The following is a 25,454-nucleotide window of genomic DNA, read 5'->3' as shown; positions in this document are numbered from 1 at the left end:
CTCGTACGAGGGCATCAAGCGGAACATCATGCGTGAGTCGACCGGTAACCCCCAGGCGATCAACAACTGGGACGTGAACGCCCAGGCCGGTATTCCGTCGAAGGGTCTGCTGCAGATCATCGACCCGACGTTCAAGGCGTTCCACGTGGAGGGCACCTCCTGGGACATCTACGACCCGGTCGCCAACATCACCGCTTCCTGTAATTACGCGGCCAAGACCTACGGCTCGATGGACAACGTGAACTCCGCGTACTGATCCGTCCGAACCATCCGCGCGCAAGCGCAAGCGGAAACAGAAGCGGAAACAGAATGACGCCGGAGGGCGGCGGCACCGAAAAGGTGCCGCCGCCCTCCGGCGCGTTTCCCCGCCCCTCCCATCCCGTCTCATCCCGGCCGTGTCAGGTCCGGGCGCAGCCGGTGCCAGATGGGATGGCGGAGGTGCCCGGCCGGTGTCCAGCCGGTGAGGGTGATCTCGGCGACCAGTCGCGGCTCGACCCAGTGGGCGCCCGAGGCGTCGACCGGTCCCGCGAACGGCGACTCGTCCCGGGCCACCGCCTCCAGGTAGCGGGCCAGGTCGCGGCGCTCCTGGCCGGAGAGGCCCGAGCCGACGGACCCGACGTAGCGCAGGCCCGTCGGCTCCTCCACACCCGCCAGAACGGCACCGGGCAGCCCGGCGAGGGCGCCCCGGCCCTCCGTCCAGCCCCCGATGACCACGTCGAGGGTGAGCAGGTGCTTCACCTTGCGCCAGTCGGGTGACCGGACCCCCGGCACATAGAACGAGGACAGCCGTTTCGCGATCACGCCCTCGTAGCCGTGGCGCAGCGTGGCGTCCCAGGCCCGGCGCCCGTGGCCCTCCAGGTGGGTGGGGACGGACCAGCTGCGGCCGGTGAGCCCCATGCCCGAGAGGACGGTCCGGCGCTCCAGGTAGGTGGCCCCGAGGAGAGAGCGGCCGGCGAGGTGCATGATGTCGAAGATCATCAGATGGATCGGGTACTCCATCGCGAGGTGCGCCGCACGCCGGGGGTTGGCGATGCCCATGCGGCGCTGCAGGAGCCCGAAATCCGGCTGCCCCTTCGCGTCGAGCGCCACGATCTCGCCGTCGAGGACTGTCGCCCGGCCCTGGAGCTGCATGCCCAGCTCCCGCAGCTCCGGGTAGGTGGCCGTCACGTCGTTCCCCGAGCGGCCGATCAGCCGCAGGGTTCCGTCGCCCGGGGTGCTGACCACGCAGCGGACTCCGTCCCACTTGACCTCGAAGCCCCAGTCCGCCTCCTCGCCCTCGGCCGGCAGGGGGCCGGGCACGGTCAGCATGGGCCGGATCGCGGGCAGCGGGGCGACGGGCAGGGCCATGTATCCGATGATCAGGGGAGGAGGGCGCTTTCGCAGGTCATTCACCCGGGCGGGGCAGTGGCCCCTCCGCCTCGCCGGACGGCGGCGGTGACTCCGCGACGGCCGGGCAGCGCACGGTCAGCACGGCCTCGACGTCCCCTTCCGGCGCGGCGTACACGTGCGGGACGTCAGCGGCCCCCGCGCCGTGCCCCCGGGACCGACGAGGAAGGACGCGGAGACCTCCCCGACGCGGGCCGTGCCGCCCAGGACGATGATCTGCTCCTCGACGCCCCGGATGTGGGCGGCGGACTCCTGGACCGCCCCGGACCGTATCCGGATGCGGTACACCTCCGTGACGGCGCCGGCGCCCTCGTAGCGCCCGGTGAGCACCGCCTCCACCGCGCTGCCCGCGATCCCGGGCCGGGCCGCGGGGGGCCAGGACGCGCGAACAGGTGGCCCGGGCACTCGCCGCCGCCGGGGTCCCCGGCCGGGTGCGGGAGCTGGCGGAATCGGCGCGCACCGCCGCGGAGGCCGCCGAGGCGCTGGGGTGCGACGTGGGGGCGATCGCCAGCAGCCTCGTGTTCCTCACGGAGGGCGAGCCCCTGCTCGTGATGACGAGCGGCCGGCACCGGGTGGACACGGCGGGGCTCGCCGCCCGCCTCGGCTGCGGCCGGCTCCGGCGGGCCGCCCCCGAGCAGGTCCGCGAGGCCACCGGCCAGGCCATCGGCGGGGTGGCACCCATCGGCCACCCCGGGCGGCTCCGCGCCGCGGTGGACGAGGCCCTGGCCGCCCACCCCGTGGCCTGGGCGGCCGGCGGCACCCCGCGGACGGTCTTCCCGGCGACGGCCGAGGAGCTCGCACGGCTGAGCGGTGGGCCGCTCATGGCGGTCGCCGTACAAAGATGACCCCGGGATCCGAGACGGATCCCGGAGCACCGGAGAGCCCGGGGCGATGGCGGCCGGCCACCTGACGGACTCGGGGCAACGTCCCGCCGGGGTCCCCCGGGCGCTCCGCGCCTCGTCACCCCCGCCGCACCGGGGGGAAACCCCACCGCCGGAGCCCGGTTGCCACCATGGTCCGCCCGTCTCCCTTTCCCTAGCGTCGAAAGTGTCGACATCACCGGCGGAGAAAGGGACACCATGGCGTTGCGCCGCGACCGCGAACCCATCGATCGGCATCGGGGTACGGCCCCGGCGGTCGAGCTACGCGCCGTGCGGCGCGGTTACGGCCGGGGCGAGAGCGCCGTCGAGGCGCTGCGCGGCATCGACCTGGCGCTGTCCCGCGGCAGTTTCACCGCCGTGATGGGCCCCTCAGGGTCGGGCAAGAGCACCTTCCTGCAGTGCGCGGCCGGGCTGGACCGCCCCAGCTCCGGGCAGGTGCTGCTCGGCGGGGAGGAGATCACCCGGCTGAGCGAGGACCGGCTGACGAGGCTCCGCCGCAGCCGCGTCGGCTTCGTCTTCCAGTCCTTCAACCTGCTGCCCTCGCTCACCGTGCAGCAGAACGTCCTCCTGCCGCAGCGTCTCGCGGGCGAGCGCCAGGACCGCCGCCGTGCCCAGCAGCTGCTGACCGCGGTGGGCCTGGACGGGCACGGCAGGCGTCGCCCCGGCCAGCTCTCCGGCGGGCAGCAGCAGCGCGTCGCGATCGCCCGCGCCCTCGTCACCCGGCCCGAGGTCGTCTTCGCCGACGAACCGACCGGGGCGCTGGACACCCGGTCCGCCCACGAGGTCCTCGGCCTGCTCCGGCAGGCGGTCGACACCATGGGCGCGACGATCGTCATGGTCACGCACGACCCGGTTGCCGCCTCCCACGCCGACCGTGTGCTCTTCCTCGCCGACGGGCTGCTCGCCGGCGAGCTGACCCGCCCCGACCCGCAGTCCGTGGCCGACCGGATGGTCGCCCTGGCCGCCGCGGTCCGCACGAGCCCCGCCGCGGCGGTGGCCGTATGACGAACGGACTCGCCCGGGCCTCCGTGCGCTTCCGGCCCGCGTCGTTCGTCGGCAGCGTCGTCGCGCTGCTGCTGGGCTCGGCCGTCATCACCGCCTGCGGCCTCCTCCTCCAGACGGGCGTCACCGCACACGTCGCACCCGAGCGCTACGCCCGCACCCCGGTCGTGGTGGCCGGTGACCCGCAGGTCCGTATCACCGTCGGCCGCGGGGAGGACAGGTCGACGACCGAGGCCGCGCTGCCCGGCCGCAGCCGGGTGCCCACGGTCCTCGCCGCCCGGATCGCGGCCCGGCCGGGCGTGGCGGCCGCCGTCCCGGACCGGTCGTTCCCGGTACGGACGGGGGCCACGGCCCCGGCGAAGGCCCTGCCCGAGCTGACCGGACGCTCCTTCGGAGCCGTCGGCGTCGCCCTCGCCCCCGGCGCCCGCACCCTGACCGACGGCCGTGCGCCGGGCCGCGGCGGCGTGGTGCTGGACGCCGCCTCCGCACGCGCCGCCCGGCTGGCACCGGGCGACCGCGTCAGCCTCGCCGCCCCCGGCGGGACCGCCACGTACCGTGTCACGGGCCTGGCCCCGGAGGCGGCCGGCCGCGCGACCGCCTGGTTCGCGGACGCCACGGCGGACCGCGTATCCGGTCACCCCGGCGCGGCGGACGCCATCGCCGTGCTGCCCCGGCCGGGCGTCACCACCGCCGCCCTCGCCGCACAGGTCGGGGACGCCGTGGGCGACGACGCCGACGTGCTGACCGGCGACGCGCGCGGCGGCGCCGAGGAACCCGGGCTGGCCGACGCCCGGGCGCTCCTCTCCGGGCTCGGCGGCTCCTTCGGCGGCATCGCCGCCATGACCGCGATCTTCGTCGTGATGGGCACCGTAGCCCTGGCCACCGGCCAGCGCGCCCGCGAATTCGCCCTGCTCCGTGCGGTCGGCGCCACGCCCCGGCAGATCCGCCGCACCATCGCCACCGAGGCGGTGATCGTCGCCCCGCTCGCCGGCGCCCTCGGCATCCTGCCGGGCATCGCCCTGGCCCGCTGGTGGTTCGACCAGCTCGTGGCGCGGGGAGCCGTCCCCGACCGGCTGACGCTCGACACCGGCGTCCTGCCGATGGCCGTCGCGGTCGGCACCAGCCTGCTGTCCGCACTCGTCGCCGGCTACGCGGCCGCCCGCCGCTCCGCGAAGCTCCGCCCGAGCCAGGCGCTCGGCGAGGCCGCCGTCGAGCGCGTCCGCCCGGGCTGGATCCGCACACCGCTCGGCCTGGCCGCCCTCGTCGGCGGCACGGTGCTCGCGGGACTCGCGGCCGGCCAGGACGGCGAGACCGCCGCCAACACCGCCCTCGGCGTCGTCATGTGCTTCCTGCTGGCCGTGGCCCTGCTCGGCCCACTGGTGGCCCGGCTCTGCGCGACCCTGCTCGGGCTGCCCCTGCGGACCGGCGCCGCGGGCGCGGCCGGCTCGCTGGCCGCCGACAACTCCCGGGCCCAGGCCCACCGGCTGGCCTCCGCCATCACCCCGATCGTCATGGTGACGGCCTTCTGCGGAACCCTCCTCTTCCTCCAGAGCACCATCCGGCACGTCGCCGACCAGCACGTCCGCGAAGGCGTCGTCGCCGACCACGTCCTCACCGTCACCGGCCCGGGCCTGCCCGCCGCCACCGCGGACCGGGCGGCACGCGTTCCCGGAGTGGGCACCGCCGTCGGCGTCCTCCGCACGGGGGCCGTCCACCGCTCCGGCGACGTCCTGTCGTCGACGACCGTCCTCGGCGTCTCCGGCGACCCGGCGAAACTGCCCGACGTGCTCGACCTCGGCGTCCGCAGCGGCTCCCTGGGCAAGCTCGCCGCCTCCCCCGACACCGTCGCGCTCGGCGCCTCCCTGGCGGACACCCTCCATGTGAAGCCGGGTGACCGCGTGCCGCTCTGGCTCGCCGACGGCACCCGGGTGCGCCCCCAGCTCGTCGCCACCTACGAGCGGGGGCTCGGCCTGGGCGAGGCACTGATGCCCCGGGCCGCCGTCGCCGCCCACGCCTCCGCCGCCTTCGACGCCCACGTCCTCGTCAAGAACGCCCCCGGCGCCGACCGCGCGGCCGTCGCCCGGCGGCTCGCCGAGCTCGGCCCGCCCGGGACCGACGTCACCGACGCCGCGGGCTACGCGGCCGCCGCCGACCGCGACCGGGAGCTCAACGCCTGGGCCAACACCGTGATGGCGGCCGTACTCGGCGGTTTCGCGGCCGTCGCCGCCGCCAACACCCTCGTGATGACGGTCCTCGACCGCCGCCGCGAGGTCGACCTGCTGCGCCTCTCCGGCGCCACCCGGCGCCAGGTGCGCGGCATGATGGGCTGGGAGGCCCTGCTGGTGGCCGGCAGCGGACTGGCCCTCGGCGGCGCGATCGCCTGGATCACCCTGGTCCCGATCACCCGCGGCATCACGGGCGCGGACCCCTACGTCCCCGCCGGCACCGCACTTCCGCTCGCCGCCGGCGCGATACTGCTCAGCCTCGCCGCCACCGGCGTACCGACGTGGGCCCTGCTGCGCCGCGGCCCCCTGGCCGCGGGAGCCGAACGGCAGTGAGGGCGGGCGACGGCCCTGAAGTCCGGATCGCGCCCGCATCACCCCGTTCCCGAGGGAAATTCAGCTGCGGACCGCCCAACCCCCGTGGTACCTCACTCCTCATGGAAGACCTCACGACACCGCGCCTCATCCTGCACCCGCTGACCCCCGCCGAAGCCGAGCGCCTGGTGGCCCGGACCCCCGCCCCCGACGACCGGTGGGCGCCCGACTACCCCACCGACGGCGACGTGGAATCGGCCCAGGACCACCTCGGCCACTGCGCCACCACCGGCGACCCACAGCCGTTCGGCGACTACGAGATCCGCCGCCGCGACGACGGCCTGGTGATAGGGAGCCTGGGGTTCCACCGTCCCCCGGACGCGGAAGGAACCGTGTCGATCGGCTACGGCGTGGCCGAGTCCGCACGCGGCAAGGGCTACGCCGGCGAAGCGCTGAGCGCCCTGCTGGCCATGGCGCGCGACCGGGGCATCACCCGCGTCAAGGGCGACGCCGACCTCGACAACATCGCCTCCCAGCGCGTCATGGAGACCGCGGGCATGCGGTTCGTCGGCGAGGACGAGCGGGTCAAGTACTACGAGACCGACTGGACCCCCGCCGAGACGACCGGCACGCCGGCCGCCGGCGCCCGGACCTCCATACCGTGCCCCTGAACCCGGCACGGGCACCTGTGGGCCCGGCGTTCCGGGCATCCGCGCCGGGGCGTGCCCCGTCCCCGTGTTACTGATGGGGACAGCCCTACCAGTGACACGGGGACGTGCCGGATGGCACCGGCCGTAACCCGCCGGTGACCCTGGGGGTATGAAACGACACCCGGTCACCGCGCTGTTGACCTTCTTGCTCTGCCTGGGGACGGCCGCCACCGCGACTCCGGCCACGGCCGGGGCACGCGAGGGGGACGCCGTCGTTCGGGCCCTCGAACGCGCCGCCCACCCCCTGCGGACCACCGAACCGTCCGGTTCGACGGACGATCTGCGCCCCCTGGGCCGCATGGTGGGTGACGCGCGGGTGGTGGGTGTGGGCGAGGCGACGCACAGCTCGCACGAGTTCTTCGCGCTCAAGCAGCGTGTCTTCCGCCATCTGGTGCGCGACCGCGGCTTCAGGACCTATGCGCTGGAGGCCCCTTGGAGCACCGGAACGCGGCTCGACGACTACGTCGTGCACGGGAAGGGCGACCCGCGCCGCATCCTGCGGGAGGACTTCCAGGACGCCTACCTCTTCTGGAACACCCATGAGTACCTCTCGCTCGTCGAGTGGATGCGCTCCTGGAACATCGCTCACCCGGGCGACCCCGTCCGCTTCATGGGCAACGACGTCGCGTACGCCGGGCCGGAGCTCTACGACCGGGTCCTCGGCTACGTCCGCGACGCCCACCCCGCCGTCCTGCCCGAACTCACCGCGCTCTACCGCGGTCTGCGGCCGACCGGAGCCGCGGGCCCGTACCTGCGCGCGTACCTCGCCCAGCCGCTCGCCGAACGCCGGGACAAGGCGGCCCGGGCCGCGCGCGCCCTGGAACTGCTGCTGAAGCGGCGTCCGGCGCCGGGCCGGGCGGCGGGCGAGGCCCACCGGTGGGCCGTGCAGAACGCGCGGACGCTCCGGCAGACCGCGGATCAGTACGCCTTCGACTACGGCCGGCAGGAGGGAGTCGCGGCGGCGATGCTCTTCCGGGACCGGGTCATGGCCGAGAACACCGTCTGGTGGCAGGAACACACCGGAGACAAGATCCTGCTCTCCGCCCACAACGGGCACGTCGGTCTCCGGAGCAACGACCCGGAGAACTACCCGAAGTCCCAGGGAGCCTTCCTGCGCGACCGGCTCGGCACCGGGTACGTCGCGGTCGGACTCTCCTTCTTCCAGGGCTCGTTCAACGGCACCGGCCCCGACGACGAGCTGGTGGACAAGAACGTCCGGCGCTTCACCGTGGGCCCCGCCGGCGCCGGCAGCAACGAGCACACCCTCGACCGCGTCCGCCACCGCGACTACCTGCTCGACCTGCGCACCGCACCCGCACCGGCCCGCGACTGGCTGCGCGGCGCGCGTCCCACGCACGACATCGGCACGGCCTGGCCCATGCCGCGGCATCCGATCGCGCTCGGGCGCGCCTACGACGTGCTGATCCACCTTCAGGAGGTGCGGGCGGCGGACCGGCTGCCCGGTGGGTGAACCAGGCGTCCCCGCCCTGAGCCTGACGCTCGACCACCCCGCGCGGGTCGCCGGACTCGCCCTGGTGTGTCCGGGCGTCACCGGGTACGAGGGACTGGCCTCCCCGGAGCTGACGGCCGAGATCGGGAGGCTGGCCCAGGCCGGCGACATGGACGGACCGGTGGCCCTGGGCCTGCGCACCTGGGCCGCCGCCGGCACCGGTGACGACCCCGCGGCGGCGGCCCAGTTGCGGTCGGCGATCCCGGCGTGGTTCACCGACTTCCCCCACGAGGTGCCGGGCGCCCCCGCCTTCGACGGCCTCGGCGAACTGGCCGTGCCCTGCGTGCTGCTCCTGGGGGAGCACGACCAGCCGGAAGTGGTCCGCTGCAACGAGGAGATGGCCGCACGCGTCCCGGGCTGCCGCCTCGTGCGGCTGCCCGGCAGCGACCACACGCCGACCCTGCGCGAGCCGGAGGCGGTCGCCCGTCCCGTCCTCGAACTGAGCGCTCGTGCGGGAACTTCCGACCGGAGTCGGGACCGCTCGTCCGGATGATCGCGGGGCCGGCGGCCGGTCAAGGACCCGTGTGCCGGCGTTCGTTCGCCGGCACGCGCCGTGCCGTCATGCCGAGGACCGGTCGGTCGCCGGGGCGGCGGCCCGGGGCGTGGGCCCGCTTCCGGGCAGGGGGGTGGAGATGTCGCGCATCAGGAGGAGTGCCCCGAGCGCGAGGAGCCCGCCGACGGCTCCGCTCCAGGCGATGGTCGAGCCGATCGCCGAGGCGGTGGGCGCGGTCATGGGGTGGTGGCCCATCAGGGACTGGGCGCACGCCAGGCCGAACGCGCCGCCGATCTGCTTGGTGAGGGCGGAGCCGGCGGTCGCCGTGCCCATGTCGCCGTGCGGGACGCAGTTCTGGGTGGCGATGGTGATGCCGCCCATGGCCGGTCCGGTGCCGAGTCCGGCGATGAGCAGCCATATGGACGTCAGCGCCGGCGGTGTCGCGGCACCCAGGGTGAAGAAGGCGGCGGTGCCGATGGTGAGGAGACCTGCGCCGGTCAGGAGCGCGGGTCTGGCGTGTCCGCTGCGCAGGACGGCGGTGGCGGTGAGCCGGTTGCCCAGCGTCATACCGGCCAGCAGGGGGAGGAGCAGAAGACCGGAGACGGTGGCCGAGTGGCCGCGGACGTACTGGAAGTACAGCGGCAGGAAGACTCCCACGGGCAGCGCGGCGGCCTGGAAGAAGAACCCGGCGGTCAGCAGGGCGGCGTAGGTACGGTCGAGGAACAGCCGCAGCGGCAGGACCGGGACGGCCGCGCGCCGTTCCGCCGGGACGAGCAGGGCCAGCAGAGCCAGGCCGCTCAGCAGGCAGCCGGCGACGGCGGGATCCGACCACGACGGGGAGTGCCCGGACGATGTGGTGCCCTTGAGGCTGAGGCCGGTCAGGGCCAGCGAAAGACCGCCGGCGAGCAACAGGATTCCGGCGGTGTCGAGGCGGCCGGACGGTGCCACGGCGGGCCGGCGGTCGGGCAGCGCCAGGGTGAGGACGGCGGCGGCCGCCAGGCCGATGGGGAGGTTGAGCCAGAACGCCCAGCGCCAGCCGGCGTGGTCGGCCAGCAGGCCGCCGACGACCGGACCGCCCACCATGCCGAGCACCATCATGGTGGCCAGCACCGTCTGCATACGGATCAGCCCCTCCGCACGGGAGGGCGGGTGGAGGTCGCGGATCAGCGCCATGCCGAGGGTGAGCAGGGCCCCGGCCCCCAGCCCCTGCACCGCGCGCGAGGCGACGAGCACCTCCATGGACCCGGCCAGACCACAGGCGAGCGAGCCGGTCAGGAACACGGCGAGTCCGCCCAGCAGCAGCCGGCGGCGGCCGTACAGGTCGGAGAAGCGACCGTAGACGGGCACGCCCACCGAGGAGGTCAGCAGGTAGGCGGTGACGAGCCACACGTACCAGGAGCCGCCACCGCCGATCTGCTCGACGATGCGCGGCAGGGCGGTGCCGACCACGGTGCCGTCCAGCATGGCGAGGAAGGTGCAGCCCAGCAGGGCGAAGGTGATCAGCTTCCGACGGCGGGTGGTGAGCGTGTCGTAGGCATCGGGCGCGCTCACCGGGCCGCCCCGGGCGTGATGAGCGCGCCGTGCAGGAAGAGGTCCACCAGCTCCTCGGTGGTCAGCGGGTCGGGGGCGCCCGGGCGTCCGGCGGACATCAGCATCAGCTGGAAGGCGTCCGCGAGCCGTTCCGGGGCCAGCCGCAGAGCCTCCCGGTCCGGCTCGAACAGAGCGGCCAGGGCCGCCCGTGGCGCGGCGAGCCCCGCTTCGCGGTCCGGGGACCGGCCGTCCCCGGCGAGCCGTCCCCGGCGGGCCGGGCCCGGTCGGGGCGTTCCAGCCGTCCGGCCGCGGCCAGGGCTCCGGCGACGGCGCCCAGACGGGCCATGTGGCCGCGCATCACCTCGGCCGCCTCGGTGAGCCGGGCCGCCAGCGGCTGGTCCGGCGTGATCGACCCCAGATGGGCGACGGTGTCGTCGGGGCGCACGGCCTCGGCCATGCAGGCCGCGAGCAGGGCGTCCTTGTCGGCGAACGCGCGGAAGACGGTGCCCTCCCCGATGCCCGCGGCGCGGGCGATCTTCGCCGTGGACACGGAGGCGCCGTACTCGACGACAAGGGGAAGGGCCGCGGCGACGATCATCGCGCGGCGCTGATCGGGGTGCATGGCGGGCGCGCGGCGCCGGGAGGGGGAGGAGGGCGTCTCTGTCATGGCCTGTAGGAGTGAGTGCTCACTCCGTCAATGTTTCTCTTCGGAGAACCTGCCGCGAGCCGGCGTGCACCGACCCGCCCTGTGGTCCGCCCGTACCGACGGCGCGGCCGGAACGCCGCGACTCCCCACCGACGGGTGGTTTGACGGCGGGGAACGGCGGAACCGCCCGCCCCCGCGCGACACTGACCGGAAGGCGACCCGATGATCCGATCGGGATCCGGGCGTGCCACGCGCGAGGGGGACCGAGATGGCCGTCGGCACCGTACTGTTCGCTCTCGATCAGGACCCGCTGGGCCAGGGGGCGGACGGCGAGCAGCTCCGCAGGATCCGCGCGGCGGTGGAGGGTTCGGGTCTTGAGGTGCGCTGGGCCAGGACCGGGAGCGACGCCCGCGCCGTCCTGCGTACCGAGGCGGGCCTCGCCGCGGCCGTCGTGGCATGGGACCTGGCGGCCGGCAAACACGCCGGCGACGAGCCCGGGGGAGCGGCGGTGCTCCGCCGCATCGGCCGGCGCTTCAAGGACCTGCCCGTCTTCCTCGTCATGACGGACGAGGCCGACGACGACCTCGACCGGCTGCCACTGTGGGTCTCGGAGAGCGTCGTCGGCTACGTCTGGCCGCTGGAGGACACCCCCGGGTTCATCGCCGGACGGATCTCCGGCGCCGCCCACGCCTACCGGGAGGCCGTGCTCCCGCCCTTCTTCAAGGCCCTGCGGCGGTTCGACGACGCGCACGAGTACTCCTGGCACACACCGGCACACGCCGGTGGCGTCGCCTTCCTCAAATCACCGGTGGGCCGCGCCTTCTTCGACCACTTCGGGGAACAACTGCTGCGCAGCGACCTTTCCATTTCCGTCGAGGAGCTCGGCTCCCTCTTCGAGCACACCGGGCCGATCGGCGACGCCGAGCGCAACGCCGCCCGGATCTTCGGCGCCGACCGCACCTACTTCGTCCTCCACGGCAACTCCACGGCGGACCGCATGGTCGGGCACTTCTGCGTCGCCCGCGACGAGATCGCCCTGGTGGACCGCAACTGCCACAAGTCCGTCCTGCACGGGCTGGTCCTCTCCGGCGCCCGCCCCGTCTACCTCGTGCCCACCCGCAACGGCTACGGACTGGCCGGACCGCTGCCCCCGGCCGAGACCGAGGCGGAGGCGGTGGCCGCCCGCATCGCCCGTAACCCGCTGACCCCCGGGGCGGCCGGATCCCGGCCGGAGTACGCCGTGATCACAAACTCCACCTACGACGGCCTCTGTTACGACGCCGTCCGGGTCGCGCGGCGGCTCGCGCCCAGCACCCCCCGGCTCCACTTCGACGAGGCGTGGTTCGCCTACGCCCGCTTCCACCCCCTCTACGCAGGCCGCTACGGCATGTCCGTCGGCCCCGACACCTTCCCCGGCCCCGAACGCCCCACCGTCTTCACCACCCAGTCCACCCACAAACTCCTGGCAGCCCTCTCGCAGAGCGCGATGGTCCACATCAAGGAGGCGCCCCGGGCCCCCGTGGAACACGAGCTCTTCAACGAGGCGTTCATGATGCACGGCACCACCTCGCCCCTCTACCCGGCCATCGCCTCCCTCGACGTGGCCGCCGGCATGATGGACGGCCCCCAGGGCCGGTGGCTGATCGACGAGGGGATCACCGAGGCCGTCCGCTTCCGGCAGGCCGTCGTCCGCACCGGACGGCGCATCGCGGCGGAGGGCGACCGGCCCGGCTGGTTCTTCGGCGTCTGGCAGCCCGACACCGTCACCGACCCCGACACCGGCGAACGGTACGACTTCGCCGACGCCCCGCCCGACCTGCTGCGCACCCGCCCGTCCTGCTGGGAACTGGAGCCCGGCGCCGCCTGGCACGGCTTCCGCGGCCTCGGCGCGGGCGACTGCCTGCTGGACCCGGTCAAGGTGACCCTGACCTGCCCGGGCGTCGACGCCACCGGCGGCTGGGCCGCGACGGGCATCCCCGCCCGCATCCTGACGGCCTACCTCGCCACCCGCGACATCGTCGTCGAGAAGACCGACAGCTACACCACCCTCGTCCTCTTCTCCATGGGCATCACGAAGGGCAAATGGGGAACCCTGCTCGACGCCCTGATGGACTTCAAGGCCCTCCACGACGCCGACGCCCCGCTCGACCGCGTCCTCCCCGGCCTCCTCGCCCAATACCCGCGCCGCTACGCCGGGACGACGCTCTCCGGACTCTGCCGGTCCATGCACGAGCACCTGCGCGACACCGACCTCGTCACACTGCTGGACACCGCCTTCCAGGAACTCCCCGAGCCGGTCGCACCCCCGCAGTGGTGCTACCAGCAGCTGATCCGCGGCGGCACGGAACGGCTCCGGCTCGCCGACGCCGCGGGACGGGTCGCCGCGGCCATGGTCACCGTCACCCCGCCCGGCATCCCCGTCCTGATGCCCGGCGAGTCGGTCGGCGCCCCCGACGGGCCGCTGCTGCGCTATCTGCGCGCGCTGGAGTCCTTCGACCGCGCCTTCCCCGGCTTCCGCAGCGAGACCCACGGCGTCACCGTCGACGAGGAGACCGGCGACTACGGCATCGCCTGCGTCCGCGCCGACCGCGAGGTCAGCGGGTAGTCCGCGAGCCCGGACGGTCCGGCTCCGGGCGCGGCCGCGGGCCGGGGAACCGGACGCCGTCCGCGAGCCGGTCCTGGAGCCGGGCGTGGCGGAACTGGTACACGGCCCCGACCTGCCGCAGCACCCCGAGCCGGTGCGCGTCCGCGAGGAACGCCCGGAGCCGCCAGGGCAGTTCACCCCGCGCGGCGAGCACGAGACGGGCCAGGGTGTAGTGCGACCAGGCGTGGGCGGCGAGCGAGAGGACGAGGCCGACGAGACCGCCGTCCAGCAGGCCGAGGACGGTCAGCAGCAGGACGTCGCCCCACGTGCCCGAGAACCAGATCCACGCCCGCGCGCTCGAGTCCGGCAGGAGGAAGGCGACGGTACAGGCCGCGGCGGTGATCAGGGAGAGGACGCGGTCCGCCCGTACGGAGGAGGCGACCGAGACCGGATCGTCCGCGGTCGCCGGGTGCCGCACCCAGGCCAGTGTCGCCAGGGCCACTCCGAGGACCGTGCCCAACAAGGCCCCCGGAAGCAGCAGTTCCGACCAGGACTTCCGTCCCCCCGGGTTGACGTAACCGGCGAAGACCAGGGCGTGGACGGCCGTCACACCGGCCACGACGGCGAGCGCGCGCGGCAGGCGCCGGCGCCAGTGCCGCAGCGTCGGCCGGCCCCTGCTCGGCATCCGCGGCGGCACCGGCAGGCCCGCGCCCAGCACCACCAGCCACAGGCTGAACCCGTAGAACGCGGCGCCCGCCAGAAACTGCGCGGGCGTCGGCGACCCGCCGTAGACCAGGCCGACGGCCGGAACGACGCCCACCCCGCCGGCGACCGCGACCACCGCGGCCGCGGTGCCCGGCCTGCGCCCGGCCCACCCGCTCGCGGCCACCCGCGGAGCCAGCGCGATCATCGGCACCACGACGGCGGCCTTCAGCACCGCGAGCGGCACGTACCACCAGGGCAACCCGCCCCGGGCGACCGGCGGGACGGCCGCCGCCGGCACCACGAAGGCACAGGTGACCAGCCACCAGACCACCGCCCGCCGGCCCGGCCGGGCGAGGGACGGCAGCCACCGGTACAGCTGCCACCACGCGAAGTCCCTCGTGTCCTGCTCCCGCAGACCCGCCGCGATCCGGCCGAGGTGGTGCCGGGCCAGGTCCGCGTCCCGGCGCCGGGACGGGTCCTGCCGCCGGGCGCGTCCGTAGAGGGCCGGTACGAGGGCGTCCAGCAGGTGGTGTTCGACGGCCTCGGCCGCCGGAAAGCGCCGTGTGTCGGCGAGTTCGCCCGGGTCCGCGTCCCCGTCCGCGTAGATGGCCCGCGCCAGTGCCACCATCAACGGACTCGCCAGGGCCTCCGCCACCGGACTCCCCGGCCGCTCGGCCAGGTGCGCGGCGAGGATGTCCCAGCGGCACTGCCGGGACGGCGGGCGGGTGGCCAGCCGCAGCAGGGCGAGCGCGTCGTCGGCCCGGACCGGCGCGGGCTCCACGACGGCGGCGCCGGTGAGCACCCCGCCCTCGGCCACCGCCCGCCGGTAGTCGGCCGTACGGCAGGTCAGCACGAGCGGCGCGTCGGCGGGCAGGGTGTCGTTGAGCGCGGCCAGCACGGCGGCCCGGCCGGGGGCGGGCAGTTCGTCGAGGCCGTCGAGGACGGGAATCAGCCGGCGCCCGGCGAGCAGGTCGTCGACGGCGCCGGTGCCGTAGGTGTCGGCGTCCGCGAGGGCCGGGTGGTCGGCGGTGATCCGGCGGCGCAGCCACTCCGGCGCGCCCTCCCGCGCGGGGTCGAACGAGGTCAGGGAACACAGCACCGGTACGGGATCTCCGGGCGCCCGGGTGCGCAGCAGGGCGAGGACCAGCAGCACCGCGAACGTCGTCTTGCCCGAACCGGCCGGCCCCAGCACCACCAGACGGCGGCGGGCCAGCCCGCCGAAGGCCGCGGCCAGGCCGTCCGGGTCGTCCGCCCGGCAGACGACCGGACCGCCCGTCAGCGGGCGGTGGTCACCGACGTCGGGAAGGGAGCTGTCCGCCCACACGACCGGCAGCGGCGCCGGGTCGTACAACTGCCGCAGGACCGCCTCGTCCTCCCACTGCCGGCGCACCGTCCGCGCCAGCGCCTCCCCGGCCTCGTCCACCTGCGTGCCGCTCGACCGCCCCCGGCGCCCCTCGACCCGCCACACCCAGACCGCCAGCACCCCGAACAAGCCCACCGCGCCGCCCAGTATCGACGCCACGTCCGACGCCCGTTCCGGGCCGCGCAGCGCCCACACCGTCACCAGACCGCAGGCGACCGTCGCGCACAGCGCCCATGTCGTCGTCCATCGCCACCGCACACCGGAGGAACGACCGGCGCGGGCGGGAGTCACCGCGACCCGGCCCGTTCCCGGGCGGATCCACCGCGGATAGGGTCGGAGCATGGATCTTCTCGCTCAGTTCCGCCACGAGGCCCGGGCGTTCGAGGAGGCCGTCCGCCGCGCGGCCCGTGCCGACAACGCCCCGCCGGTCCCGTCCTGCCCCGGGTGGACGGTCACCGACCTGACCGGACACCTGGGCTGGGTGCACCGGTTCGTGAACCGCATCGTCCGGGAGCGGCTCCAGGAATCACCCGACACCACGGACCCGGCGTTCCTCCGGCTGCCCGCCGACCGCGACGGCTGGCCCGATCCGGCCCGTCCGCCCACCACCGGACCGGTCCCTGCGAGCCTCGTGGACTGGTTCGCGGACGGCGCCCGCGCGCTGGCGTCCCTCTTCGCGGAGCGGGACCCGGATGACCCCGTGTGGACCTGGACGACGGACCGGACCACCGGCTTCTGGCTGTGGGCACAGACCGTCGAAGTCGCCGTGCACCGCTGGGACGCCGAGAGCGCGACCGGCGCCCCGCGGCCGTTCGACGCCGAGTTCGCGGCGGACGGCGTCGGCCGGTTCCTCGGCACGGTGATCCCCGCCTGGCGGACCCGCGAACGGATGGCGCCCGGCGCCGGCGAACGGTTCGGCTTCCGGCGGACCGACGGCGAGGGCCACTGGACCGTCCGCTTCGACGGCGACGACGTCCGGTACGGGACGGACCCCGGCCCCTGCGACGTCGAACTCGCCGGTACCGCCTCGGACCTGACGCTCTTCCTCTGGCGCCGGACACCCGCCGACCAGTTGGACGTCCGGGGCGACCCGGCCGTTCTGGACCGCTGGTCCGCCCTGGTCCCGGCAGTCTGACGCCGCGCGCCTCACCCGAGCGGCACGGCGGCCGCCACCGCGCCCGGCGTGACGGCGGCGCGGGGTGTCGGCGCGCCCTGCGCGCCGTAACCGAAGCGGAACAGGAACTGGGGCCAACCGGGTTCGTCCCGGAGCAGGGCGTGCCGCAGGTCCGGCCACTCCAGCGCCTGGTGCAGCGGACACGTCCGGACCCCCCGTGCCGTGGCCAGCAACAGCGCCCGCTCCAGGGCCTGTCCGGCCCGCAGCCGGTCCAGCGGCCGGTCGCGGCCGGTGCATACGAGGGCGAGCTGCGCGTGGCGCTCGAACGGCACCGCCGGAGCGCGGCGCGCACGGCCCGCACCGGTGAAGTCGCGCATCGGCATCCGGCCCGTCGCGTCCAGCGGTCCCAGCGCGGCGGCCGGGATGCCGTAGGGGCCGGACCCGGAGGCGAGGACCCAGGCACGGCTCTCCCGGACCCGCGCGGAGTCCCGGCGGTTGCGCCGCTCCGCCTCGGCCGTCAGGGCGAGCATCCGCCGGGTGGCGACGACGCCGGGCAGGTACAGCCGGGCGCCCTCGGTCAGCACGGCCGCCGCCAGCTCCGTCACGACCCCGGTGGGGACCGGACGGCCCGTGAACGGCATGCGGCTCGTCCGGCGCCGGGCGACGGCCTCGTACAGGTCCGGGTGCCGGGACCGGTCGGGCGGGAAACCGGACACGTCCACGACGGCCAGCAGACCGGGGTCGCGGTCGTCCGGCAGCAGCCGCACCCGCGGCTGCCGGCCCAGATGCGCCGCCGCCACCCGGAGGTTGAACAGGGCCGCGCCGACGGAGAGCAGCCGCGCCCGCCCGGACGGGTCGGCGACCGGCAGCGACCGGCCCGCCGCCGCGCGCACCTCCAGCAGGGACGAGCCCGCGACCGGACGGAACTCCCAGGGCTGCGAGTTGTGCAGCGAGGGCGCCGCCACCGCCGCCGCCAGCAGCGTCTCCAGGTCGGTCGCGCCGATCCCCGTTGCGCCCATCGCCCTCAGCCCCCTCCGCGTCTCCGCGACCGGCCGGACCGGCCGCGTCCCGCCGTCCACGGTGCGCCGCGCGGAGGGCGGCGTGCCATGGTCCGAGCGGCCCCGGCAGGCGGGAATCCGGCCCTTGCCAGAAGCCCGCAGCAGTGCTCGTGCCGACTGCACGACGTGGGCGTGCGGTCAGCACGACCGCATCCGGGGGGGCGTCCCCATGGCCGTAGCGTAGTTCGGGCCGTACACGGCTTCTGAAATCGCTGCGCGTATGCGGATTTCCCTGGTGGGAGTCTCGTGGCGAGAGTCTCCACCGGACTGCGGGGGGCCATGACGCGGCCCGGGGCGGGAGCCTGGGGGCGAATACTCGATTGCTCACCCTGCGATCGGGAACGTAGCCTGAGGCCGTTCGTGGAGCTGTCCGCTCCGTTCATGAATGTCACGAGGTGATGACCTATCTCCCAGGCCTGAGAACCGCTCGCCATGAGGCTTGACCCCCTGCTCTGTGCAGCAGCGCGCGGTCGTCTCCCAGCAGCGGTCTGCCCTTCGGCCTGGGCGTTGCCGCACCCGAATCTTCCTGTCGCGCAGTAAGCGGGACGGGCATGCCTGGCCTGCCCCCTTTTCCCCTTTCTGTCCGCCAGAACAGGAACCGCGTCGTGTCCGCTGACACCAAAACCCTCCCGTCCCGCTCCGCCCCCGCCGACAACCGTCCCGGCAGCGGTCGCACCGTCATGCTGGTCGTCGTCCTGGTCGCCGAGCTGATGAACGCCCTCGACGGCTCCGTCGTCTACACGGCCCTGCCCTCCATTCAGCACGACACCGACGCCTCGGGCGCCGCGGTGCAGTGGATCTACGCCGCCTACGCGCTGACCTTCGCTCTGGGACTGATGACCGGCGGCCGGCTCGGCGATCTCCACGGCCGCAAGCGGCTCTTCCTCCTGGGAACCGGCGTCTTCACCGCGGCGTCGCTGCTCTGCGGCCTGGCCGGTACCCCCGCCCTGCTGATCGCCGCCCGCTTCATCCAGGGCAGCGCCGCGGCGGTCATGATTCCTCAGGTCCTGGCCACCTTGCACGTGACCTTCGACGAGGGCTCCCGTGCCAAGGCGTTCAGCCTCTACGGCACCGTCATGTCGCTGGGCAGCGTCGCAGGACCGGTCCTGGGCGGCGTGCTCACCTGCGCCGATGTCTTCGGCCTCGGATGGCGCCCGATCTTCCTGATCAATGTGCCCATAGGCCTGGCGACTGTGCTTCTCGGCCTGCGGTACCTGCCCGAATCCCGCGACCTCGCCGCCCGGCGCCTGGACCTCACGGGCATGATCCTGGCCGCCCTGGGCCTGCTGCTGATCACCTACCCGCTCACCGTCGGCGGCGCACACCAGTGGCCCGCTTGGAGCTTCCTCATGATGGCCGGAGGATTGCTGACCTTGGCCGTCTTCGTGGTCCAGCAGAGGGCCAGGGCCGCACGAGGCCGCGATCCCCTGGTCGTCCCGGAGTTGTTCAAGAGCAGGGCGTTCGCCGCGGGCCTGTCCGCGCAGCTCGTCTTCGGCCTGCTGTCCGGGGTGTTCTTCCTGACGTGGGCCGTGTTCACGCAGGACGGGCTCGGGCTCTCCCCCCGCCAGGCGGCGACAGGCTTTGTGGCGGCGTCGGTGGGTGAGATGGCCGGCGCCTGGCTGGCGATGAGCCTGGCCGGCCGGTACGGAGGGCGCGCTCCCCGGGCCGGCGCACTGCTGGCCGCCGCCACCCTGGGCGGTTACGCGTGGCTGATCACAGAACAGAACACCGCCCTGTCCCCGGTGCTGACGCTTCTGCCCATGCTGCCGGCCGGCCTCGGCCTCGGCATGATCGGAGCGGCACTGGCCGACATGACGCTGCGCCAGGTCGACCACGATCACGCCGGCTCCGCGTCCGGGCTCTTCAACACCTCGACCCAGCTCGGCATCGCTCTCGGCACGGCCTCGACCGCCGTGGTGTTCTTCGCCCACTCCCCGGCCGGCAGCCACGGCACCACCGTCACCGCCGCGTTCACCGGATCCCTCTGGTACGTCATCGCCGCCCTGCTGGCGATGTGGGCCCTCATGCTCCTGCTGCCCAAGCGCCACGCCACGGGCTAGAACCAGCCCCGGGAGCCCGGTCGGCAACGTCCGGGCCCCGGGTGTACCCCGGGGCAGCCGCCCGGACGGCAGGGTCTGCGACAACCGGTCCGGGCCGCTGCCCCCATCTGCCGACACGTCCGTCAACGAGGAACAACCGCCCCCCATGATCCGAGTGTTGATCGCCGATGGGCTGCGCCTGACGCGCGAAGCGCTGTCTGTCGTGCTCGCGTCCGAACCCGGAATGCACGTGGTCGCACAGGTGCCACGAGGCGACGAGGTCGTGCCGCAGGCCCTGCGGACCCGCCCGACCGTGGCGCTGCTCGACGCCGACCTCCCCGGCCTGGACGGAATCTCGGCCGCGAAGCAGCTCAAAGCCGCTCTGCCCCCCTGCCGCATCGTCATCCTGACCACTCCGGAACGCGCCGGCGCCCTGAGAACCGCCCTGGAGGTGGGGGTGGAAGGGTGCATGAGCAAAGGCGTATCGGTCAAAGAACTGACCGACTCCGTCCGCAAGGTCGCACGCGGTGAGCGCGTCCTGGATCCACGGCTCGTCACTCACGCCCTGCACGCCCCCGACAACCCGCTCAGCGATCGCGACAGGGAACTTCTGCGCCTGGCCGCGCACGGCCACACGCCCCAGGAGATCGCCGAAGTCCTGCATCTCTCACCCGGAACGGTCCGCAACAACCTGGCCGCCATCAACCGCAAAGTCGCGGCACGCAACCGTATCGAGGCGATACGCACCGCCTCCGCCCGCGGCTGGATCTGACCGATCTTCGCCACCACGCCCCCAAGTGCAATCTGCACGGGAAACCGTGCGCTTCACCTCCGCGACCCCACCACGACCTCCCGCTTGATTCCCTATATTCGCTGGTCAGCGCGTTGACAGCAAGAAAATCGGGATACGGAACCGGTTCGGAAGACCGTCGTGATCTTGGAAGAATCCGAATCCGGCGCGGCTCTCGCGTGAGCCGCTGCCTCCATGGTCCGAACGAGAAGGAGACATGATGTCCAGCCGGTGCGATGTATGCAGCAAGCAGCCCGGTTTCGGGAAACGCGTGGCCCGCTCCGGGTCCCGCGCCCAGAGCCGGCACGTCCGGGGACGGTCAAGCCGCCGTTTCAACCCGAACATTCAGTCGGTCAGGGCCGTCAAGGACGGAACGCCCCTCCGTATGAACGTGTGCACCTCTTGCATCAAGGCGGGCAAGGTGGACCGCCGCGTCTCCGCGTAAGCATGCGGGAGAAACCGGCGTCCAGGCTCTTCAGCCGTATCCGCGCTGCGGTGCCTGGCGCCCGGCGCCCTCCGAAGAGGAACGAATTCCCCTGTGACGATTGCGGATTGCCGACCGCACCCGTCGACGGCCCTGACGAGTGGTACACCGTACTCGACGGTGTGTGGCAATGCGCTGGTGCCGCCGAGGACAACGTCCTTTGCGTCGGTTGCCTCGAAGTTCGCCTGAACCGCCGTCTGGTGCACACCGATTTCATCCCGGCAGCCCTCAATGACCCGGACTACGGCCACCACAGTCAGCGCTTGCTCAGCCGTCTGCGGCCCGCGGTGACCGAGGACTGATATCCACCGGCCGCCTCCGGCCCGAGCGGAAATATTCCCTTGCATGGACGCCTGTGGCCCTTTTAGCCTGTGGTGGTTGTAGTTCCGTCGGTGCCCCTTTCCGGGGCCCGACGCCGTTTCGAGGTGATGACCTATCTCCCAGGCCAAGTAAGCAGCCGCTCGTTCCGAGGCGCTCTTCCGGTTGTCCGCGATGGCGGACTTCTGACGCATGCCTCGACGGCGGTGCTCCCTGATGGCCTGGGTTCGTTTCGTCGCCCCCTGCTTCCCCCCTGTCGCACTGAACGGCGAGCGGGGGCATGCCCAGGCCTGCCCCCGTCCCCCATTCCTTCTGTACGCGAACAGGAATTCCCTCGTGTCAACCGACACCCGTACCACCGGCCGCCCACGCCCCACCGGGGCCGCCCGTGCTGCCACGATCACCCTGATCGTGGTGCTGATCGCCGAGCTGATGAACGCGCTCGACGGTTCCATCGTCCACACCGCACTGCCCTCCATCCAGGCGGACACCGGCGCCTCCAGCGCCGCGGTGCAGTGGATCCCCGCCGCCTACACCCTCACCTTCGCCCTCGCCCTGATCACGGGCGGGCGCCTGGGGGACCTCTTCGGCCGCAAGCGGGTCTTCATCACCGGTACCGCCCTGTTCACCGTGGCGTCACTGCTGTGCGGGATCGCGACCGGCCCGGACTTCCTGGTCACCGCCCGGGCCCTGCAGGGTGCCGGAGCGGCGGTCATGGTGCCGCAGGTCATGGCCACCATCGCGGTCACCTTCAAGGGCGAGTCCCAGGCCAAGGCGTTCGGCATGTACGGCATGATCATGTCGCTCGGCGGCGTCCTCGGTCCGGTCCTGGGCGCGGCCCTGACAGCCGCCGACATCGCCGGTCTGGGCTGGCGGACGATCTTCCTGATCAACCTGCCGATCGGCCTGGCCACCGTGCTCTTCGCCCTCCGGTTCATCCCGGAGTCCCGCGAGCAGCAGGCGAGGCGCCTGGACCCCCTGGGCATGCTGCTCTCCGCCGCGGGCCTGCTGCTGATCGCCTACCCGCTCACCGTGGGCGGGGAGCGGCACTGGCCCGCCTGGAGCGTCCTCATGATCGCCGCAGGCGTGGTCGTGCTGGCCGTGTTCGTGGCCCAGCAGCGCGCCAAGACCGCCATGGACGGCTCCGCGCTGGTGGCGCTGTCTCTCTTCAAGAGCAAGGCGTTCGCTGCCGGCCTCGCCGCCCAGCTGGTCTTCGGGCTGGTCTCCGGTGTCTTCCTGCTGACGTGGGTACTGTTCATGCAGTCCGGCCTCGGCCTTACGGCAGGGCAGTTCGCTCCGGCGTCCGCCGCCATCTCCGTCGGCGGCATGGCCGGCGCCATGCTGGCCTCCAAGTGGGCAGGACGCCACATGCGGCGGGTGCCGCAGGCCGGGGCCGTGCTGATCGCTCTCACGCTGGCGGGCTACCAACTGCTGGTCTCCGCCCAGCAGACCGAGACGCCGTTCGCGGCCGCTGTCGCTCCGATGATCCTCGTCGGCGCCGGGTTCGGCATGGTCGGCGCGGGTCTCGCCGGTCTCACCCTCAGCCAGGTCGGCCACGAGGACGCCGGGTCCGCGGCGGGACTGTTCAACACCGCCATGCAGCTCGGCACCGCACTCGGTATCGCGACGGCGTCGGTGGTGTTCTTCAACCACGCCCCCGCGGGCAGCCACGGCGCCACCGTGACGCACGCCTTCGCGGGCAGCGTGTGGTACGTCATCGCCGCCCTCGCGGTGACGTGGGCGCTGATGTTCCGGCTCCCCAAGCCGGTCAAGGCCGCCATCTGACCCACCCACCACCGGGGCCCGCCCTCACCGGGCGGGCCCCGGCTCCCTTCTCCTCACCCTTCGCCTCGCGCTGGACCGGGCGGCGACGGCCGCGGCCCTGTGCGAGACCCGGCCGGACGCCGTCGTGCACCTGCTGACCGCCATCCCGGCGCGGATCCGGCCGCAGCGCGCGGACCGCGACTTCGCCCTCACGACCACCTTCTCCTTCACCCACACCCACGACGCCGCGACCGCCGTCGTCGCGGCCCCGGCCCGGCCCTTCGCGGGCGCCCTCAACGTCGTGGACGACGAATCCGCCCAGGTCGCCTCATGGCTCCCGGAACTGGCGGATATCCTGGGCGCACCGTGGCCGGGACGGATCCCGGCCGCCGTGGCCGGGCTCGTCGCGGGCGCGTGGGGCGTCGCCTTCACGACCCGGCTGCGCGGCGCCGACGACGCGCGTGCCCGGCTCGCACTGAACTGGCGCCCCCGTCACACCACATGGCGGGACGGCTTCGCGGAAGAGCTGGGGGAGAAGTGAGCGACGTGTTCGAGGGGCTGCGGCCCCTGCTGCTGGGAATCGCCTACCGGATGCTCGGCAGCATGTGGGACGCCGAGGACGTCGTCCAGGAGGCGTACCTGCGCTGGGCCCGCACCGACCCGGAGACGGTGCGCGACCCGCGCGCCTTCCTCGCCACCGTCGTCTCCCGCCTCGCCCTGGACCAGCTGCGCTCCGCGCGCGTGACCCGGGAGGCGTACCGGGGGGAGTGGCTGCCGGAGCCCGTCGCCACGGACGCGGCCGGACCGCTGGACACGGCGGAGCTGCGCGACACCCTCGCGTACGCCACCCTCCACATGATGGAACGGCTCACCCCGCCGGAGCGCGCGGTGTTCGTCCTGCGCGACGCCTTCGAGATGCCGTACGAGCAGATCGCCGAGGTGGTCGGCTCCTCAGCCACGACCTGCCGGCAGATCCACCGCCGGGCCGTCGGCCACCTCGCCGCCTCCCGGGCCCGGCCGCGCCCCTCGCGCGACGAACACGAACGGCTGCTCGCCCGCTTCCTCGAAGCGGCCGCCTACGGGGACATGGCGGGGCTGAAGGGCCTGCTCAGCGCCGATGTGACGGCCTGGAGCGACGGAGGCGGAAAGGTCAGCGCCGCCCTGCGGCCCGTCCTGGGCCGCGAGCGGGTGGCAACCTTCGTGCTGGGCCTGGCGAGCAAGTACGAGATCACCGAGCACCGGCTCGTCGAGATCAACGGCGAGCCCGCGTTCCGGCTGATCGCGCGCGACGTGGAGCAGGTCCTCATGGCCGATGTGCGGGACGGCCTGATCCACGGGCTCTTCGCCGTCCTCAACCCGGACAAGCTGCGCCACATCGGCTGAACCGACGGGAATGTCCGCCCGGCGGCATACGTGTCGTATGTCCCCCGAGGCTCGTTGGCACGGCATGAACCACCGTATGAATCGCCGCATCGTGACACGCCTCGCCGTCGGGTCGATCCTCCTCGCCTCCGGCGGCGTCGCCACCGCGTCCGCCACTGCACACGCCGCCGAGGGCACCCGGCCCGCCGCCCACGGGGTCACCGAACGGCTCTCCCACCTCGCCGCCACCGGTGACACCATGGCGGGCCGGGCCGCATCCTGGGTACAGGACAACGTGCCCGGAGAGGTGACGGGCCAGGTGTCCGTGGAGACGCCGCTGTCCCGGCTCTGAGGGACCGTACGCCGCTGGAGGCGCCGCATGCCCGAGGGGGACACCGTCTGGCGGACCGCGCAGCGCCTCCGGCACGCCCTGGCCGGAACCGTGCTGACCCGTTGCGATCTGCGCGTCCCGGCCCTGGCGACGACCGACCTCGGCGGCAGGCGCGTCGACGGCGCCGTCTCCCGGGGCAAGCACCTGCTCGTCCGGGTGGAGGGCGGCCTCACCCTCCACTCGCACCTCGGCATGGAGGGCTCGTGGCGCGTCCACGCCGCCGGCGAGCGCCGGCGCGGCGGCCCCGACCACCAGATCCGTGCCGTCCTCGCCAACGACCGGTACACGGCGGTCGGTTACCGCCTCCCCGTGCTGGAACTGCTGCGCACCGCCGACGAGTCCACCGTCGTCGGCCACCTCGGACCCGACCTCCTCGGCCCGGACTGGAACCCGGACGAAGCCGTGCGCCGCCTCCTCGCCGACCCCGGCCGCCCGGTCGGCGAAGCCCTGCTCGACCAGCGCAACCTGGCCGGGATCGGCAACGTCTACAAGGCGGAGCTCTGCTTCCTGCTCCGCGTCTCGCCGTGGCTGCCCATAGGGCGGGTGCCCTCGCCCGGCCGGCTCGTGGTCCTCGCCAAGAAGCTCCTCGAAGTCAACAAGGACCGCGCCGCCCGGATCACCACCGCCGACAGCCACCCCGACCGCCGCCTCTGGGTCTACGGCCGCGCCGGCCGCCCCTGCCGCCGCTGCGGCGGCGCGGTGCGGCTGGCGGGCCAGGGGCGGCCGGGGCAGGAACGGCCGACGTACTGGTGCCCGCGCTGCCAGGGGGAACCCGGCTCCTGACCCG

24 protein-coding genes are annotated in these 25,454 nt (G+C 73.9%); 18 read left to right on the top strand and 6 right to left on the bottom strand.

Going from position 1 to position 25,454, the window contains the following annotated elements; genetic code table 11:
* A partial coding sequence (locus HN013_RS27175; RefSeq protein ID WP_171170767.1) for a transglycosylase SLT domain-containing protein occupies positions 1-256 on the top strand: 256 nt, incomplete at its 5' end.
* A 128-nt stretch (positions 257-384) separates the two neighbouring features.
* On the opposite strand, the gene ligD is transcribed toward HN013_RS27175, so the two are convergent.
* A complete protein-coding gene (ligD, locus tag HN013_RS27170) occupies positions 385-1,347 on the bottom strand; it encodes a non-homologous end-joining DNA ligase (RefSeq protein ID WP_171170765.1) in 963 nt (320 codons plus the stop codon).
* A 117-nt stretch (positions 1,348-1,464) separates the two neighbouring features.
* Positions 1,465-1,716, bottom strand: coding sequence for a hypothetical protein (locus tag HN013_RS27165; protein WP_171170764.1), 252 nt, complete (start codon positions 1,714-1,716; stop codon positions 1,465-1,467).
* A 62-nt stretch (positions 1,717-1,778) separates the two neighbouring features.
* On the opposite strand from HN013_RS27165, the gene HN013_RS27160 reads away from it, so the two are divergent.
* From HN013_RS27160 to HN013_RS32465, 6 genes are all read left to right on the top strand, one after another.
* The gene (locus HN013_RS27160) at positions 1,779-2,231 is read left to right on the top strand and encodes a YbaK/EbsC family protein (RefSeq protein ID WP_171170762.1); all 453 of its coding nucleotides are present in this window, start codon (positions 1,779-1,781) and stop codon (positions 2,229-2,231) included.
* 234 nt (positions 2,232-2,465) lie between these two features.
* A complete protein-coding gene (locus tag HN013_RS27155; protein WP_171170761.1) occupies positions 2,466-3,272 on the top strand; it encodes an ABC transporter ATP-binding protein in 807 nt (268 codons plus the stop codon).
* Entirely contained in the window at positions 3,269-5,827 is a 2,559-nt protein-coding gene (locus tag HN013_RS27150) for an FtsX-like permease family protein (RefSeq protein ID WP_171170759.1), read from the top strand. Before HN013_RS27155 ends, HN013_RS27150 begins: the two co-directional genes overlap by 4 nt.
* 101 nt (positions 5,828-5,928) lie before the next feature.
* Complete coding sequence (locus HN013_RS27145; RefSeq protein ID WP_171170757.1) at positions 5,929-6,477, top strand: GNAT family N-acetyltransferase; 549 nt, start codon at positions 5,929-5,931, stop codon at positions 6,475-6,477.
* 148 nt (positions 6,478-6,625) lie between these two features.
* A complete protein-coding gene (locus tag HN013_RS27140) occupies positions 6,626-7,987 on the top strand; it encodes an erythromycin esterase family protein (RefSeq protein WP_171170755.1) in 1,362 nt (453 codons plus the stop codon).
* Positions 7,980-8,519 carry an alpha/beta fold hydrolase gene (locus HN013_RS32465; RefSeq protein WP_212764868.1) on the top strand — a complete coding sequence of 180 codons (540 nt, stop codon included), beginning with the start codon at positions 7,980-7,982 and terminating at the stop codon, positions 8,517-8,519. The genes HN013_RS27140 and HN013_RS32465 overlap by 8 nt, the downstream gene beginning before the upstream one ends.
* A 66-nt stretch (positions 8,520-8,585) precedes the next feature.
* Here the strand turns inward: HN013_RS32465 and HN013_RS27130 are convergent, their stop codons facing one another.
* Both HN013_RS27130 and HN013_RS33770 read right to left on the bottom strand, forming a co-directional pair.
* A complete protein-coding gene (locus HN013_RS27130) occupies positions 8,586-10,070 on the bottom strand; it encodes an MFS transporter (RefSeq protein ID WP_312018726.1) in 1,485 nt (494 codons plus the stop codon).
* 103 nt (positions 10,071-10,173) lie between these two features.
* The gene (locus tag HN013_RS33770; RefSeq protein WP_283247711.1) at positions 10,174-10,716 is read right to left on the bottom strand and encodes a TetR/AcrR family transcriptional regulator; all 543 of its coding nucleotides are present in this window, start codon (positions 10,714-10,716) and stop codon (positions 10,174-10,176) included.
* A 247-nt stretch (positions 10,717-10,963) separates the two neighbouring features.
* On the opposite strand from HN013_RS33770, the gene HN013_RS27120 reads away from it, so the two are divergent.
* Entirely contained in the window at positions 10,964-13,300 is a 2,337-nt protein-coding gene (locus HN013_RS27120; RefSeq protein WP_171170753.1) for an Orn/Lys/Arg decarboxylase N-terminal domain-containing protein, read from the top strand.
* Here the strand turns inward: HN013_RS27120 and HN013_RS27115 are convergent.
* Entirely contained in the window at positions 13,290-15,689 is a 2,400-nt protein-coding gene (locus HN013_RS27115; protein ID WP_171170751.1) for an NACHT domain-containing protein, read from the bottom strand. The genes HN013_RS27120 and HN013_RS27115 overlap by 11 nt on opposite strands.
* On the opposite strand from HN013_RS27115, the gene HN013_RS27110 reads away from it, so the two are divergent.
* Positions 15,688-16,482 carry a maleylpyruvate isomerase family mycothiol-dependent enzyme gene (locus tag HN013_RS27110; RefSeq protein ID WP_171170749.1) on the top strand — a complete coding sequence of 265 codons (795 nt, stop codon included), beginning with the start codon at positions 15,688-15,690 and terminating at the stop codon, positions 16,480-16,482. The genes HN013_RS27115 and HN013_RS27110 overlap by 2 nt on opposite strands.
* A gap of 11 nt (positions 16,483-16,493) precedes the next feature.
* Here the strand turns inward: HN013_RS27110 and HN013_RS27105 are convergent, their stop codons facing one another.
* Entirely contained in the window at positions 16,494-17,480 is a 987-nt protein-coding gene (locus HN013_RS27105) for an Acg family FMN-binding oxidoreductase (protein ID WP_171170747.1), read from the bottom strand.
* Positions 17,481-18,124: 644 nt separating this feature from the next.
* Between HN013_RS27105 and HN013_RS27100 the strand changes: the two genes are divergently transcribed.
* The 9 genes from HN013_RS27100 to HN013_RS27060 all read left to right on the top strand — a co-directional run bounded on the left by HN013_RS27100 (position 18,125) and on the right by HN013_RS27060 (position 25,450).
* Entirely contained in the window at positions 18,125-19,579 is a 1,455-nt protein-coding gene (locus HN013_RS27100) for an MFS transporter (RefSeq protein ID WP_212764867.1), read from the top strand.
* A gap of 145 nt (positions 19,580-19,724) precedes the next feature.
* Entirely contained in the window at positions 19,725-20,330 is a 606-nt protein-coding gene (locus HN013_RS27095) for a response regulator (RefSeq protein WP_171170745.1), read from the top strand.
* 238 nt (positions 20,331-20,568) lie between these two features.
* A complete protein-coding gene (gene rpmB, locus HN013_RS27090; protein WP_171170743.1) occupies positions 20,569-20,793 on the top strand; it encodes a 50S ribosomal protein L28 in 225 nt (74 codons plus the stop codon).
* 107 nt (positions 20,794-20,900) lie between these two features.
* Positions 20,901-21,134 (top strand): hypothetical protein, encoded by a 234-nt coding sequence (locus HN013_RS27085; RefSeq protein ID WP_171170742.1) that lies wholly within the window; start codon positions 20,901-20,903, stop codon positions 21,132-21,134.
* 352 nt (positions 21,135-21,486) lie between these two features.
* On the top strand, positions 21,487-22,935 hold the full coding sequence (locus HN013_RS27080) for an MFS transporter (protein WP_312018725.1): 1,449 nt from the start codon (positions 21,487-21,489) through the stop codon (positions 22,933-22,935).
* A gap of 124 nt (positions 22,936-23,059) precedes the next feature.
* Positions 23,060-23,455, top strand: coding sequence for a hypothetical protein (locus HN013_RS27075; protein WP_171170738.1), 396 nt, complete (start codon positions 23,060-23,062; stop codon positions 23,453-23,455).
* Positions 23,452-24,297 carry an RNA polymerase sigma factor SigJ gene (gene sigJ / locus HN013_RS27070; RefSeq protein WP_312018724.1) on the top strand — a complete coding sequence of 282 codons (846 nt, stop codon included), beginning with the start codon at positions 23,452-23,454 and terminating at the stop codon, positions 24,295-24,297. Before HN013_RS27075 ends, sigJ begins: the two co-directional genes overlap by 4 nt.
* Positions 24,298-24,373: 76 nt before the next feature.
* On the top strand, positions 24,374-24,628 hold the full coding sequence (locus HN013_RS27065) for a hypothetical protein (protein WP_171170734.1): 255 nt from the start codon (positions 24,374-24,376) through the stop codon (positions 24,626-24,628).
* A 27-nt stretch (positions 24,629-24,655) separates the two neighbouring features.
* Entirely contained in the window at positions 24,656-25,450 is a 795-nt protein-coding gene (locus HN013_RS27060) for an Fpg/Nei family DNA glycosylase (protein WP_171170732.1), read from the top strand.
* The last annotated feature ends 4 nt before the right edge of the window (positions 25,451-25,454 follow it).

The sequence above is a fragment of the Streptomyces sp. I05A-00742 genome, from assembly GCF_013055795.1.
Classification (GTDB): Bacteria; Actinomycetota; Actinomycetes; order Streptomycetales; family Streptomycetaceae; genus Streptomyces.
The sequence above is the reverse complement of the archived record's forward strand: the minus strand, read 5'-3'. Positions and strand labels throughout refer to the sequence as shown.